This is a genomic window from Shewanella xiamenensis (assembly GCF_014647135.1).
Lineage (GTDB): Bacteria > Pseudomonadota > Gammaproteobacteria > Enterobacterales > Shewanellaceae > Shewanella > Shewanella xiamenensis.
The window spans coordinates 97,686-112,063 of the sequence record NZ_BMOP01000008.1 but is presented as its reverse complement, the minus strand read 5'-3'; the positions used below and the strand labels follow the sequence as shown (position 1 = coordinate 112,063).

At 47.3% G+C, this 14,378-nt stretch carries 12 protein-coding genes; 7 read left to right on the top strand and 5 right to left on the bottom strand.

Annotation, left to right across the window (positions count from 1 at the left end; translation table 11 throughout):
- Nucleotides 1–188 precede the first annotated feature (188 nt).
- The 3 genes from gorA to IEY09_RS09570 all read right to left on the bottom strand — a co-directional run bounded on the left by gorA (nt 189) and on the right by IEY09_RS09570 (nt 3,128).
- The gene (gene gorA, locus IEY09_RS09580; RefSeq protein ID WP_188870851.1) at nt 189–1,544 is read right to left on the bottom strand and encodes a glutathione-disulfide reductase; all 1,356 of its coding nucleotides are present in this window, start codon (nt 1,542–1,544) and stop codon (nt 189–191) included.
- 167 nt (nt 1,545–1,711) lie between these two features.
- Nucleotides 1,712–2,242, bottom strand: a complete 531-nt coding sequence (locus IEY09_RS09575; RefSeq protein WP_188870849.1) for a hypothetical protein — start codon at nt 2,240–2,242, stop codon at nt 1,712–1,714.
- Nucleotides 2,243–2,342: 100 nt separating this feature from the next.
- Entirely contained in the window at nt 2,343–3,128 is a 786-nt protein-coding gene (locus tag IEY09_RS09570; RefSeq protein WP_037427432.1) for a hypothetical protein, read from the bottom strand.
- Nucleotides 3,129–3,396: 268 nt separating this feature from the next.
- Between IEY09_RS09570 and prlC the strand changes: the two genes are divergently transcribed.
- Nucleotides 3,397–5,436 (top strand): oligopeptidase A, encoded by a 2,040-nt coding sequence (gene prlC, locus IEY09_RS09565; protein WP_055647785.1) that lies wholly within the window; start codon nt 3,397–3,399, stop codon nt 5,434–5,436.
- A 128-nt stretch (nt 5,437–5,564) separates the two neighbouring features.
- On the top strand, nt 5,565–6,095 hold the full coding sequence (locus IEY09_RS09560) for a thioesterase family protein (protein WP_037423843.1): 531 nt from the start codon (nt 5,565–5,567) through the stop codon (nt 6,093–6,095).
- A 12-nt stretch (nt 6,096–6,107) separates the two neighbouring features.
- Here the strand turns inward: IEY09_RS09560 and IEY09_RS09555 are convergent, their stop codons facing one another.
- Nucleotides 6,108–6,755, bottom strand: a complete 648-nt coding sequence (locus tag IEY09_RS09555) for a glutathione S-transferase family protein (protein WP_037423840.1) — start codon at nt 6,753–6,755, stop codon at nt 6,108–6,110.
- A 206-nt stretch (nt 6,756–6,961) separates the two neighbouring features.
- Between IEY09_RS09555 and IEY09_RS09550 the strand changes: the two genes are divergently transcribed.
- Nucleotides 6,962–7,651: a DNA-3-methyladenine glycosylase I gene (locus IEY09_RS09550; RefSeq protein WP_188870847.1), complete on the top strand. Its 690-nt coding sequence runs from the start codon at nt 6,962–6,964 to the stop codon at nt 7,649–7,651.
- A gap of 103 nt (nt 7,652–7,754) precedes the next feature.
- Here the strand turns inward: IEY09_RS09550 and IEY09_RS09545 are convergent, their stop codons facing one another.
- On the bottom strand, nt 7,755–8,501 hold the full coding sequence (locus IEY09_RS09545; RefSeq protein WP_099458477.1) for a TorF family putative porin: 747 nt from the start codon (nt 8,499–8,501) through the stop codon (nt 7,755–7,757).
- Nucleotides 8,502–9,269: 768 nt separating this feature from the next.
- On the opposite strand from IEY09_RS09545, the gene IEY09_RS09540 reads away from it, so the two are divergent.
- The 4 genes from IEY09_RS09540 (at nt 9,270) to IEY09_RS09525 (ending at nt 14,325) form a co-directional block, all read left to right on the top strand.
- Nucleotides 9,270–10,418 (top strand): efflux RND transporter periplasmic adaptor subunit, encoded by a 1,149-nt coding sequence (locus tag IEY09_RS09540; protein ID WP_037423834.1) that lies wholly within the window; start codon nt 9,270–9,272, stop codon nt 10,416–10,418.
- Between the two features lie 9 nt (nt 10,419–10,427).
- Complete coding sequence (locus IEY09_RS09535) at nt 10,428–13,562, top strand: efflux RND transporter permease subunit (RefSeq protein ID WP_037423831.1); 3,135 nt, start codon at nt 10,428–10,430, stop codon at nt 13,560–13,562.
- Between the two features lie 134 nt (nt 13,563–13,696).
- Nucleotides 13,697–13,972, top strand: coding sequence for a hypothetical protein (locus tag IEY09_RS09530; RefSeq protein ID WP_172590706.1), 276 nt, complete (start codon nt 13,697–13,699; stop codon nt 13,970–13,972).
- A 32-nt stretch (nt 13,973–14,004) separates the two neighbouring features.
- Nucleotides 14,005–14,325 carry a hypothetical protein gene (locus IEY09_RS09525; RefSeq protein WP_229777818.1) on the top strand — a complete coding sequence of 107 codons (321 nt, stop codon included), beginning with the start codon at nt 14,005–14,007 and terminating at the stop codon, nt 14,323–14,325.
- The last annotated feature ends 53 nt before the right edge of the window (nt 14,326–14,378 follow it).

The following is a 14,378-nucleotide window of genomic DNA, read 5'->3' as shown; positions in this document are numbered from 1 at the left end:
AAATTTATCTATGCTTTTAACCGAAAATTGGGGCGAAAGAGTGGGATGTTAAGAGCGGATAAATAGACGGAATGACCTAGCGTTGAACATAAAAAAAGCGGCGCTGAGAATATCAGAACCGCTTCTATAAAATTATAAATGCAACATTCACAGGCTATAGAGCCTGATTTAAGGATTGAGTCATGCGCTTAGCGCATCGTGACAAATTCCTCAGCCCCTGTGGGATGGATCGCGACAACGGCATCGAAATCGGCTTTGGTGGCGCCCATTTTCATGGCGACGCCAAAGCCTTGGAGAATTTCGTCCATACCAAAGCCAATGCCATGAATACCAACCACTTTCTCTTCTTTACCGGCGCAGACTAGCTTCATCTTGCAGGCTTGGCGATGGCTTGTTACAGCGGTATACATGGAGGTGAAACTGGAGGTGTAAACCTTCACATTGTCATCGCCATATTGCGCGCGGGCTTCTGGCTCGGTTAAGCCCATAGTGCCAATCGGTGGATGGCTAAAGACCACGGTTGGGATTTGACTGTAATCCATTTTGGCATCGCTCATGCCGTTAAATAGGCGCTCGGAGAGTAAACGACCAGCTTTAACCGCAACCGGAGTCAGTTCCACGCCGCCCGCCATAATATCGCCCACGCAATAAATGCCTTGGTGGGTGGTATTTTGCTGCGCGTCGGTAATTACATAACCTTTGCTATCCAATTGCACGTCGGTGTTTTCTAAACCGATATTGCCCGTTGCTGGTGAGCGGCCAATGGCCCAAATCAGGCAATCGACGGTCACGCTTTCGCCATTCTCGAGATTCAGAGTCAGGCTGTCGTCAGCATTTTTGACCACAGATTGTGGGACGCTGTTGGTGTGCAGGGTTGGGCCTTCGGTCTTCATGGCATCGACTAGGGCGTCGATCAGCATAGGATCGAAGTTACGCAGCGGCGCATGTTTACGCACAAACAGGTGAGTCTCACTGCCAAGTGCGTGTAACACGCCCGCGACTTCGACGGCGATATAGCCTGCGCCGACGACTGCGACACGTTTAGGTTGTTCGCGCAGGGCGAAGAAACCATCGGAATCAATCCCGTATTCCGCACCCAGAATGTTTGGGATGGTTGGCGCGCCGCCGGTGGCGATCAGGATATGGTCAGCCGTGTAGTGCTCGCCATTCACTTCAATGGTGTTGCCATTAACGAAACGGCCATAACCATTGAGCAGGGTGACTTTGTTATTGGTAAAACCGCGACCGTAGGCCTCGTGGATGCGACCAATATAGGCTTCGCGGCTGTTTACTAAGGTGTTCCAGTCGAATTTGTTGACTGAAACATCAAAGCCATAATCTTTGGCGTAGAGGTTCATGGCTTCGGCGATATGCGCGCCATACCACATGACTTTTTTGGGTACGCAGCCCACGTTTACGCAGGTGCCGCCGACGTGTTTCGCTTCGATGAGTAGCACTTTAGCGCCACGCATGGCAGCTCGGTTAGCTGAGGCGATACCGCCGCTGCCTGCGCCTAGGCAGATATAGTCAAAATGTTGAGCCATGAGTTTCTCCGTCTAACTCTAAGAATGAGGTGCTTAATAGCAGAAGGTCATTGTAGGTTGGAATGGGTTTGCAGACCAGCCCATTAAGTCGCCATGGTATAGACCTTGGTTTGTCACAAAAAATCTCCATGAAGCTGAGATTTTATCCCTTGGCGGTTAGCTTAAGCTTAACGGCGATATTGGCAGCGATGGTAATCATCAGGGTTTGGTCCTTCTACGCCGCATTTAAGGCATTGCCACTCCTGCTTGCGAGCATTGAGCTCATCGCTATGGTAGTCGGCGGCTTGCTCTCGCTTATTGCCGATCTGGGTTTCGAGCTGTGACATGCGCGCATCAAGCCAACGGCAACTAGGATCGTTAGCGATTTTATCTCTGCTGGCGAGTTGTTGCTTGCGACTCAATTTTTTATTTTTAGTCTTAGTGGATTGCGTCTTGTTGGTCTTTGTTTTTGGAGACGTATTGTCAACATTGACGGTGGGAGGTGAATAATCCAAAGCGCTTTGCTCTGCGGGAATGGGCAGCGGTTTACCTTGACTGTCGAGCAATGTCCCCAGTGGTAGTGAGTCAGTCGTGCTACTTTTTGAGAGAGATTCTAATACTAATTCAGGCTCGCTCTCGGGTGCCGCTAAGGATGGCAGAGTACAAAATGCTAGTGTAATAAATGTATTCGTGAGTATTTTAAACTGATTAGCCAACATTCCCTGTGCCTCGCTAAATCAAGGTCGTTCCATCGACATCTTGAGTGTAGTTTGGACGGGAACGGTTTGCCAAGCCGAAGGGAGTTAGGCCGAGTAACGCTTAGAAGCTGATATTGAAGTGGATGCCCGCATAGGTTTGATCCTGTGAGCTAAAGTCGCCATTCGTGGCCGCTTCTTGCTCTATATCTGCCTGCGCAATGCTGTGGCTAATATGGCCACTAATATTCATATTCTCGGTAAGGTTATAGCTTGCTTCTAGCCCAAACTGGAGATGATTTCTACCATTGTGCTCTTCTGTTCGATATTTAAAATCAACGCCTTGTGTTACGTAGGGGGAGAGTGTGAATTGCTCTGTAACTTGCCAATAGCTGTGTAGGCTCAGCTCCACAAAATAGCCCGCCGCCTCGGTGGAGTAGACATAACTCACGGAAGGCACTAGCCAAGGCTTGGCGGTGTAAGCCAATTCAGCAAACAGTTCGTTATCCTGACAGCGGCTACTGCTATAGCCTTCAATACGTTGATAGCCAAGATTCGCTTCTAAATGTTCACTTAAATCCAAAGCGTATTCTAGGCCAATATTCCACTCAGTATAGGCTTGGCTATCACCACGGCCAACGAGGGCATAGGTGGTGAGATTGCCGTATTGAATACTGGTATTCATCCAATAAATACCGCCTTTAGCCAAGTTATTGCGCCCCTGCGAAACATACTTGCTATCCCAGCCTAAATCGATGTTAGCAGTTAAAGGCACGTTAGCCGCAGATAATTTGCTGTTTAATATCCCTTCGGTTTGCGCCAAGCTCTCGTTGGCCAAACATGGATGGCTAAAGCAAACTAAGCTAATGGCGCCTACGGCGCTAATGATGGATTTAACTGATGCTGCCATAAATAAGCCAATCTAATTGAAAATATAGAATATGCACTGATGTTAGCCTATATACATATAAGCGTTAATGAGAATGGATTTGATTTGCGATCAAACTATCAAGATTCAAAGGGTAAATTTAGTGTAAATCCTAATTGAGAGCTGGTTCACTTTTTTATTGATGAAATGGCGTTAGGCCTACAAACGAAGATAGCAATCGGTTTTCTCGCCTTGATAAATTGAACATAAGCCCTTATTTATTAGCTACACAGATTGTAGAGGAATCATTATGAGCAACCCTTTGCTTAACGGCGCTGCATTACCGCTTTTTTCACAGATTAAACCTGAACATATTCAAGTTGCCGTTGAGCAAGCCATTGCTCAGTGTCGTGCCAAGATTGATGAAGTGCTGCAAAACCCTGGGCCTTTTACGTGGGATAACTTAGTCGCCCCTCTGGAGCAAGTAGATGATGAGTTAAGCCAAATTTGGTCACCCGTCTCCCATATGAACTCAGTGGTGAGCACAGATGAATGGCGCTCGGCCCATGATGCTTGTTTGCCACTGTTATCCGAATACGGCACTTACGTTGGCCAACACCAAGGGTTATACGAGGCCTACAAATCGCTGCGTGCATCGGCAGAGTTTGCTCAATTAAGCCAAGCACAACAGATGGTGATTGAGCACAGCTTACGCGACTTCGAGCTTTCGGGTATCGGCTTAGACGATGCGCAAAAACTGCGTTATGGTGAAATCGTTAAACGTCTTTCTGAACTTACCAGCGGCTTTTCCAATCAACTGCTCGATGCAACCCAAGCCTGGACTAAGTTAATTACCGATGAGGCAGAACTCGCTGGCTTGCCCGATTCAGCTAAAGCGGCCGCAAAAGCGATGGCCGAGGCCCGCGCATTAGAGGGCTGGCTATTTACCTTAGATTTCCCTTCCTATTTACCTGTGATGACCTACAGCGAAAACCGCAACTTGCGTGAAGAGTGTTACCGAGCCTTCGTGACTCGCGCCTCGGATCAAGGTCCAAATGCGGGCGAATTCGATAACGGTCCATTGATGGATGAAATCCTCGCACTGCGCCATGAATTGGCACAGTTGTTAGGCTTTGATAGCTTTGCCGAAAAATCCCTCGCCACGAAAATGGCTGAAACGCCTGCGCAGGTGATGGCCTTCTTAAATGAATTGGCGCTGCGTTCAAAAGACCAAGCCAAGGCCGAATTAGCCGAGTTAAAAGCCTTTGCACTGGAGCATTATGGTGTGAGCGAGATGGCTTCTTGGGATTTAAGTTTCTACGCTGAGAAGTTACAGCAACATAAGTATGAGATTTCACAAGAGTTGCTGCGCCCTTACTTCCCTGAAGATAAAGTGCTATCAGGCTTGTTTTACAGTGTCTCACGCCTATTTGGCTTAAAGATTGTTGAGCAAACCGAGTTTGACCGTTGGCATAAAGACGTGCGTTTCTTCGATATTTTTGACGAAACGGGCGAGCACAGAGGCAGTTTCTATTTAGACTTATACGCCCGCACTGGTAAACGCGGCGGCGCTTGGATGGATGATTGCCGCGTGCGCCGTCAAACCGCCAATGGCCTACAAAAACCCGTTGCCTATCTCACTTGTAACTTCAATGGTCCAGTTGATGGTAAGCCTGCGCTTTTCACCCACGATGAAGTGACGACCTTATTCCATGAGTTTGGCCATGGCATTCATCATATGCTGACCAAAATCGATGTTGCTGGCGTATCAGGTATCAATGGTGTGCCATGGGACGCGGTCGAATTACCTAGCCAATTTATGGAAAACTGGTGCTGGCAAGAAGAAGCCTTAGCGGAGATCTCCGGTCACTACGAAACCGGTGAACCTTTACCAAAAGCGATGCTAGACAAGATGTTAGCGGCGAAAAACTTCCAATCCGGCATGATGATGTTGCGCCAGCTCGAGTTTTCACTGTTCGATTTTAGACTGCACCACGAATACGACCCTGCAAAAGGCGCGCGTATTCAGCAGACCTTGGACGAAGTGCGTCGTCAGGTGGCCGTGTTAATTCCGCCAGCATTTAACCGTTTCCAACATGGTTTTGCGCATATTTTTGCCGGCGGCTATGCTGCGGGTTATTACAGCTACAAGTGGGCCGAAGTGCTGTCGGCGGATGCGTTTTCTCGCTTCGAAGAGGAGGGTATCTTCAATCCTGATACGGGCCGTAGCTTCCTGCACAACATCCTCGAAATGGGCGGTTCTGCTGAGCCTATGGACTTGTTCAAACAGTTTATGGGACGCGAGCCGAGTATTGATGCGCTGCTGCGCCACTCTGGGATTGCCGCTTAAGCCATACTAAATAGCTGTGCTTGAGCATAAAAAGGCGCCGAATGGCGCCTTTTTTGTGAGCTAGATCTCGCTTGCCCTCTGGTATGACCTCTGTTAGCCTGTGGCTCTTCTTTTTAGGGCTACTGCATATGAATCTGTATTTCCGTTTGTTTTGGTTGTTATTTTGGCGCACGCGCCATTGCCGTAAGATTGATTTTTTGGGGACGAGCCGCATTACTTATCGCGCGTTGCCCAGTGATTGCGATATCAATTTCCATCTCACTAACTCCCGTTACCCAGCGTTTATGGATCTGGCACGCACCTATATGTTGGCCGAAATGGGGTTGCTGAAGCGTTTCCTCAAATTAAAATGGATGCCAATTGTTAACGCCGCCGAATTTACCTATATCCGCGATATCAAGCCCTTAAAAAAGTTTGAGATTGAAACCAAGGTCGTGGGCTGGGATGAAAAATATTTCTATATTGAACAACGCTTTATCAGTGAGCGCGGCCTACATTGTATAGTGCATGTGCGTGGTGTGTTTGTGTGTAAAGGTAAGCAAGTGCCTTTAGAGGTATTAGTTAAAGAAGCAGGCTATACCGATCCGGCTCCAGAGTTACCGCCCGAAGTCGTGAAATGGAAAGCATTTTTACAATTAAAGAAAGAGCGTAATCTTTAGGACGCGCTGGTACTAGGGAATACTCCTAATCCCAGTGTCTTCTTCCATTTCGGCTAGTAGCACTTCTTCAAGCACGAGTGTCCAGGCGCCGCGAAGCTGCGCCTGTTGCCAATAACGGACTAACTCATCTAAATCCAATAGGTTTAAGTGAGCAAAGCTGTAGCTTAAGCAGGGGATCAGTGCACAGTCGGCTAAGGTAAAACTGTCGCCACACACCCAATGATTTTGACTAAGATGGCTATCTAAGCGTTGAAATTGGGTAAGCATTTGTTTTTCAATCTGCTTGATTTCGAACTCATGCCCATCAGGGGCATACTTTAATTTTTCTAATTGGAATAGTGGGTTATTGATATCAAAATCAATAATGCGATCGAATAGGCGCACCGCCAAATTCCGTTCAGCCTCCGCGGGTAATAACTCTGTACCGTTTTGAAAATGCCTGTCTAAGTATTCAATAATAATGCTGGATTCGGGGATCAGTTGGCCTTCTTGAGTTTTGAGCAATGGCAGTTTGCCAGGAGGATAAAATTGCTGGAAGGCCTTGCGTGCCAGTGGGTCGCGTAAATCAGTGATCCGCGGATAAAAGTTCGCTTGTTTCTCATAGAGAGCAATTAATACTTTCTGTGAATATCGTGATAACGGATGATAGAAAAGCTCCATAGGTACCGACCCCATAACCACTGCATTTTTTTGACTCTACGCCTTAACTTTAGTCGGTATCAACATGCGTGCAGTGGGAATTTCTTCAAAGGGCCAGAAATGGACGTAAAACAGGTTTTCCATACGGAATGATCCCCGTGGGCTCAAATTCGGTACTATTAACGCCTAGAAACGCTAGTGAAATATCGATAATCAAAGGTAACAGCATGAGCCAATTAGAAAGTTTCTCATCCATCTATGCCAGAGCGAGTGAGCGCAAAGGCGGTAAAAAGGGACTCGAAGCCTTACTTCCTGGGTGTCTAACGAGTGCTGAAATTCGTCAATACGATGATGCTACGCTGCTTTCGGCCATGAGCCGACAAGTGTTCCAGAGTGGTTTTGTCTGGCGCGTGGTCGATAATAAATGGCCTGCTTACGAAAAATCCTTCTTTCATTTTGTGCCCGAGAAGGTATTAATGTTGTCACCCGAGCAGATCCAAGCTCGCGCTGCGGATGCGACCTTGATTCGCCACCTAAAGAAAACCCAAGCAATTTATGATAATGCTTTGATGATCCATGATATTGCCCGCGAACATGGCAGCTTGGCTAAGCTGATTGCTGACTGGCCGACCGACGATATCGTCGGACTCTGGGCGTTCTTAAAGAAGCGCGGCGCTCGTCTCGGTGGCAATACGGGGCCGTATTTCTTACGTGGAATCGGTAAGGATACCTTTTTGTTAACCGATGATGTGCAAGGCTATTTTAAAGCGCACAAGCTGGTAGATGCCGGCTTTAGCTCGCAAACGGCGTTAAAACAGGTACAGGCCGTGTTCAATCAATGGCAACAGGAGTCGGGCCGTTGTCTTGCGGATATCAGCCGGGTGTTAGCCTGTAGCGTGGGTGATAATCGTATTTAGATAAAAAAAAGACCAGCCAAATTTGGCTGGTCAAGGCTCGATATTTCAAGCAATTGGAGTACTGCAGGGAAGCAGCGGGATGAACGTATAAGCAAAAACAGGATTAGAAACTTTTACTGATCCCAATGACGACTCTGTCATCGAAGATTTCAGTTTGTGTACCATAGACTTTATGGTCAGTGTCGACGGTGCTGCCGTGGTAGCGTAAATCGAAGTTAAGGCCGTAATAGGCTTTGCTTAAACCTATGTTCCAGTGGCCCCAACCTTCGGCACCATCACCCGTGAGGTCTTGATAACCTACAGATGCTGAGATTTTTACACCGTTGTCAAAGCTATAGCTGGGGTGTAGAGCGTAGTTCACCCCGTGCCAGCCATCGACACCAAACCAGTCATCCACCGTTGGGGTGACTTCGAGTTGCAGATTGGCTCGACCGAATTGTTTACCCACTTTTAGCCATAATTCGGTGTAGTTGGAATAGGAAGCACCGGGGTAAAGGTATGAAAACAGCATGACATCATAGGTAAAGCCAGAATCGCCAAACTCTCCCGCTTTACCAATAAAAGGCGCGGTAACAATTTCTAAGTTTGGGTCTGCAAACTTAATGTTGGAGCTAAATACCCCAGCATACCAGCCTTGATTGTGGTTCCAACTTAATGTGCCTTGGACGACCGGAATATCGCCGTCTAAGGTCTCGGATTCACCACGAAACACATAGTCCGAAGCAAAATTAACATTGCCGTTAAGGGTGCCACCAAAGAGTTGATTATCTTCAGCAGCGTGGGAGCTGGCCGCCAAAGAAAGTAACGCCCCAGTGAGCAGCAATTTAGTACGAGTCTTCATAATCATCATCTCAAAGTGATTGGAAATTGTTAGCGCACCTATATCGTAAAAATAAATTGTTAATAGCGGTGCCGCCTGGGATGAACCAATAACGAAAAGATATGAATGAATGTGAATAAGCAGCGAAATAACAGGGTCAATAAAAGCGTAATTTATAAAACTGCATTTTTTTGGGAAGCTGAGTTTCATTAAATGGGGTGCAAAATGTAATATCCAATTTGCGCTATACAACGCTTGGTCATAAAATGTCGCGTCCAAAGGTTTGAATATCTATTCGTTTCCCTGACCCATTTGTAACAAGGATTTACGTAGCAATAGTATGCATTCGGATAGCAAGGTATGGTCATTCCATGCTTGATCCAATATGACCACACAGGGGTTATATATGCACAAAACCTTATGTAAAAGCTTGTGCTAATATGCCCTAGCTGTATCAAATAAATGTTTACTCAGGTTAATCGAGTATAAACATTTGTGTCGCCAAACATGTTTGCAACATTTTTGATATAGAGTAGGCTGAATAAGTGCTTTGTATCGTATAACGCTAACAATCTTATCTACAGTTAACATACTTCTTAAATAGGATAACAATTCTACTAATAAGGTATTGGCAAAGGTGTGAATATTTTCATTAGTTTACACTTTTGTTTGTTTATCTTTCTTGTTGATCCTTATAGGGTATACGATAAGTAATAGCTTTGATTTTAGTTATAATTATGGCCGTGAAATCATCCATATTGTGTGAACACGGTGGCGTTAAAATTTAAAGGAGTTCTCATGCGGCAGACAATTAAACTTGCCTCAGTAATCAGCGTGGCGTTGTGGATGGCAGCTTGTAGCCCTCAAGAGGATAAAGCCGCTCATGGCGGCGCGGGGCCGCAGAGCATGGAAGTTGGGATAATCAAAGTGGAGGCTAAGCCACAGGTTATCCAAGTCGAGTTACCGGGTCGTAGCAAGGCATTTCTTGAAGCCGAAGTTCGTCCTCAAGTGAATGGCATTATCACTAAGCGTAGCTTTGTCGAAGGCGGCAATGTGAAGCAAGGCGAATCTCTTTATCAAATTGATTCTGCGCCTTATAAAGCTGCACTTGTCAGTGCAAATGCTGACTTAGCTCGAGCAAATGCAAGCCTTGCTTCTGCTAAGGCAAAAGCGGCTCGTTATCAGCAGTTAGTTAAAACTAACGCAATCAGTAAACAAGATTTCGATGAAGCCGAAGCCGCTTACAAAGAAGCGCTGGCCAGCGTGACTGTAGCAGAAGCGGCGATTAATACTGCGAAAATCAATCTTCAATACACTGAAGTATTAGCGCCGATTTCAGGCCGTATCGGTAAGTCGAGTGTAACAGCGGGTGCGCTAGTAACGGCTAACCAAAGCCAAACTCTGGCAACCATTCAACAGCTTGATCCTATCAATGTGGATATCGCTCAATCGAGTGCTCAGCTGTTACGCCTAAAAGCCAAGCTGAAGCAAGGTAAGCTGCAGGCGGCGGATAACGCTGACGTGCAGTTAGTCTTAGAAGACGGCACGATTTATGGTCACAACGGTAAGCTGCAATTTGCTGAAGTGAGCGTGGATGAAAATACTGGCTCAGTGATCCTACGCGCCGAGTTCCCTAACCCAGATGGCATCTTACTGCCTGGCATGTATGTTCGTGCTGTATTGAATACCGGTACCGATCCTCAAGCCATCCTAGTGCCGCAAAAAGCCATTACCCGTAACGCTAAGGGTCAGGCCGTGGCGATGGTGGTGAACGATCAAGGTCTAGTGGAAGCAAAAATTGTTACCACAGCGGAAGTTATCGACAATCAATGGCGTATTACTGCTGGTTTAGAAGCGGGCGATAAGTTGATTGTGGAAGGATTACAAAAGATCCGTCCAGGTGCACCAGTCACCACCAAAGTTATTTCTGAAACCCAAGCAAAATAGGGCATAGCTATGGCACGTTTTTTTATTGATCGTCCCATCTTTGCGTGGGTGATCGCCTTAATCATTATGTTGGCGGGGATTTTATCGATCCGATCCCTGCCAGTCTCGCAGTACCCCAGTATTGCGCCACCGACAGTAGTGATCAGTGCGAACTATCCAGGTGCATCGGCCAAAATCGTTGAAGACTCAGTAACTCAGGTGATTGAGCAACGTATGAAGGGTATCGACCACCTACGTTATATCGCTTCAACCAGTGATAGCTTTGGTAACGCATCGATTACCTTAACCTTTAACGCTGAGGCCGATCCGGATATCGCGCAGGTTCAGGTACAAAACAAGTTACAGGGCGCAATGACCTTGTTACCACAAGAGGTTCAATCTCAAGGGGTTAACGTTAACAAGTCAAGCTCTGGCTTCCTGATGGTATTGGGCTTCGTATCGACCGACGGTTCTTTGGATAAGGGTGACATCGCCGACTATGTGGGCGCTAACATCCAAGATCCTATGAGCCGTGTACCGGGCGTGGGTGAAATTCAGATTTTCGGTGCTCAGTACGCGATGCGTATATGGTTAGACCCGCTGAAACTGACTCAATATAACCTCACTAGCTTAGATGTGGTGAGTGCTATCCGCGCGCAAAACGCACAGGTATCTGCTGGTCAACTCGGTGGTACGCCATCACTGCCAGGACAAGAGCTAAACGCGACCGTATCGGCACAGAGTCGTCTGCAAACGCCAGAACAATTCCGCAAGATTATTCTTAAATCCGATACGTCGGGTGCGAACGTGTTCTTGGGTGATGTGGCGCGTGTCGAGTTGGGTTCAGAAAGTTATGCCGTAGAGTCTCTGTATAACGGTAAACCTGCCTCGGGTATTGCGATTAAGCTGGCAACCGGTGCTAACGCCTTAGATACGGCGGCAGCGGTTCGCGCTAAAGTGGAAGAGTTGCGTCCCTTCTTCCCTGCTGGGTTAGATGTGGTTTACCCCTACGATACAACGCCATTCGTTGATAAATCGATTGAAGGCGTAGTCCACACTCTGCTTGAAGCGATCGTACTGGTGTTCGTCATCATGTACCTCTTCCTGCAGAACTTCCGTGCGACTTTAATTCCAACGATTGCAGTACCTGTGGTATTGCTGGGTACCTTTGCGATTCTGTCGGCAACGGGCTTCTCCATCAACACCCTCACCATGTTTGCAATGGTACTGGCGATTGGTCTACTCGTGGACGACGCGATTGTGGTGGTTGAAAACGTTGAGCGGGTGATGGCCGAAGAGGGCTTAAGTCCACTCGAAGCGACCCGTAAGTCGATGGATCAAATTACTGGCGCGTTAGTCGGTATCGGTCTGACCTTGTCTGCGGTATTCGTACCTATGGCGTTTATGTCGGGTTCTACTGGGGTAATTTACCGTCAGTTCTCGATCACTATCGTTTCTGCGATGGCGCTGTCTGTGCTGGTGGCCTTGATTTTAACCCCCGCACTCTGTGCGACGATGCTCAAACCGTTGAAGAAGGGTCATGGCCATATCGAAACGGGTTTCTTCGGTTGGTTTAACCGTGGTTTCGATCGCTTAACGAACCGTTACGAATCGAGCGTGGCTGGCATTGTGAAGCGTGGCTTCAGGGTCATGATGATTTACGCTGCATTAGTGGTGGCAGTGGGCTGGATTTTCATGCGCATGCCAACGGCATTCTTACCAGACGAAGACCAAGGTATCTTGTTCACGCAGGCAATTTTGCCAACCAACTCTACCCAAGAAAGCACCATGAAAGTGTTAGAGAAAGTCTCTGATCACTTTATGGCTGAAGAAGGCGTAAGGTCGGTATTTAGCGTGGCGGGCTTCAGTTTTGCGGGTCAAGGCCAGAACATGGGTATTGCCTTCGTTGGCTTGAAGGATTGGTCAGAGCGTGAAGCGCCAGGTATGGATGTTCAATCCATTGCGGGCCGCGCTATGGGTGTATTCAGCCAAATGAAAGAAGCCTTCGTATTCGCCTTCGTACCGCCAGCGGTCATCGAGTTGGGTACGGCCAATGGTTTCGATATGTACCTGCAAGATAAAAACGGCCAAGGTCACGATAAGTTAGTGGCGGCGCGTAATCAATTGCTGGGTATGGCAGCTCAAAATCCAAACCTTGTGGGGGTTCGCCCTAATGGTCAGGAAGATGCGCCAATTTATCAATTGCACATTGATCATGCTAAGTTGAGCGCATTAGGCGTTGAGATTGCTAACGTTAACAATGTGTTGGCAACAGCTTGGGGTGGTTCTTATGTTAACGACTTTATCGACCGTGGTCGTGTTAAAAAGGTATTTGTGCAAGGTGATGCTCAATACCGTATGCAGCCAGAAGACCTAGACACTTGGTATGTGCGTAACAACAAGGGCGATATGGTGCCGTTTTCAGCCTTTGCGACAGGTTCTTGGGAATACGGCTCACCACGTCTAGAACGTTTTAACGGTTTACCTGCGGTGAATATTCAAGGCGCAACAGCACCAGGCTTTAGTACTGGTGCGGCCATGAATATTATGGAAGACCTAGTTAAACAGTTACCACCGGGCTTTGGCATCGAGTGGAACGGCTTATCCTATGAGGAGCGTTTATCGGGTAACCAAGCGCCTGCGCTATATGCGTTGTCGATTCTGGTGGTATTCCTCGTATTGGCTGCACTGTATGAGAGCTGGTCAGTTCCGTTTGCGGTAATCCTAGTGGTTCCTCTAGGTATTATCGGTGCCCTGCTGGCGATGAATGGCCGTGGCTTGCCAAACGACGTGTTCTTCCAAGTAGGTCTGCTGACGACTGTTGGCTTGGCAACCAAGAACGCCATCTTGATTGTGGAATTTGCGAAAGAGTTCTACGAGAAAGGGGCGGGTCTGGTTGAAGCGACGTTACATGCTGTACGTGTGCGTTTGCGTCCGATTCTGATGACATCGCTCGCGTTTGGTTTAGGGGTTGTGCCGTTAGCCATTAGTACGGGTGTAGGTTCAGGTAGCCAGAATGCCATCGGTACTGGTGTACTTGGCGGTATGATGAGTTCGACGTTCTTAGGTATCTTCTTCGTGCCACTGTTCTTCGTTATTGTTGAGCGGATCTTTAGTAAACGAGAGAGAAAAGCGAAAGACGAAAAGCCAACATCGGCGGAGTAATCTAACGTTCTAATCAAAGCCCTGTATTTACAGGGCTTTTTGTTGGGCGAAAAATATTATCGTTACAAGGATGGATAGCTACCTTGAATCAATTCGGGCATATTAAATGAGTCAAGATAAAAAGGGAGTAGGTGATGTCGGCAGTCAGTAAGGATCAATTAATCAAATTAGAGGCATCTCTCGCAAAGGGAAAGTGGTATTTCATCTTGGTGATTGGCGTATTGTATTGGGGGAGTGTGACGTCACTTTTGGTGGCGGGGTTTCAATACTTCACCGCTGAGACGCCATTTTGGCAGGCAATGAAAGTCGCACTATATATTTATCCCGCGAGTGGCGTGCTATTTGGCTGGACGCTATGGATGCAGTTAAATCACAGAAGAGATAAACTGCGCGGCAAATGTTGTCCATAATCAATACATAGCGCTGGCGTAGGAGCAAAATCGTGTCATCGGTGAGCAGTCTTATCACTAAGCAACTTGTCGTAGCGATGATTTGCCATGCTATCGCTATTGGCATTTTGGCCTATGGTGCCTATGAGTTTTATCTTAAGCAGCTTGTCGTCCCCGAGCTCATCCGTAGTGTTGCCGTAGCGGTATTTTTTATCGGCATGGGACTCGAACCCAATATGTTTTTTACACCGTTAAGTCAGGTCATGACCCAAGCCGACGATAAGTCGCCTAAGTCGAAATTACAAACGATGGTATTTAACTTTGGGGTTTTCTTACTGATTTGTGGCTTTTTAATGGAATGGTTGTACGACTAGCCCGTTAAACCTGTCCATGAAAAAGGCGCCGAGACTAGCTGCGACGCCCTAAT

Bases quoted from the DNA above. Each gene is read 5' to 3' on its own strand.
- gorA (WP_188870851.1), bottom strand. From the start codon at position 1,544: ATGGCTCAACATTTTGACTATATCTGCCTAGGCGCAGGCAGCGGCGGT.
- IEY09_RS09575 (WP_188870849.1), bottom strand. From the start codon at position 2,242: ATGTTGGCTAATCAGTTTAAAATACTCACGAATACATTTATTACACTA.
- IEY09_RS09570 (WP_037427432.1), bottom strand. From the start codon at position 3,128: ATGGCAGCATCAGTTAAATCCATCATTAGCGCCGTAGGCGCCATTAGC.
- prlC (WP_055647785.1), top strand. From the start codon at position 3,397: ATGAGCAACCCTTTGCTTAACGGCGCTGCATTACCGCTTTTTTCACAG.
- IEY09_RS09560 (WP_037423843.1), top strand. From the start codon at position 5,565: ATGAATCTGTATTTCCGTTTGTTTTGGTTGTTATTTTGGCGCACGCGC.
- IEY09_RS09555 (WP_037423840.1), bottom strand. From the start codon at position 6,755: ATGGAGCTTTTCTATCATCCGTTATCACGATATTCACAGAAAGTATTA.
- IEY09_RS09550 (WP_188870847.1), top strand. From the start codon at position 6,962: ATGAGCCAATTAGAAAGTTTCTCATCCATCTATGCCAGAGCGAGTGAG.
- IEY09_RS09545 (WP_099458477.1), bottom strand. From the start codon at position 8,501: ATGATGATTATGAAGACTCGTACTAAATTGCTGCTCACTGGGGCGTTA.
- IEY09_RS09540 (WP_037423834.1), top strand. From the start codon at position 9,270: ATGCGGCAGACAATTAAACTTGCCTCAGTAATCAGCGTGGCGTTGTGG.
- IEY09_RS09535 (WP_037423831.1), top strand. From the start codon at position 10,428: ATGGCACGTTTTTTTATTGATCGTCCCATCTTTGCGTGGGTGATCGCC.
- IEY09_RS09530 (WP_172590706.1), top strand. From the start codon at position 13,697: ATGTCGGCAGTCAGTAAGGATCAATTAATCAAATTAGAGGCATCTCTC.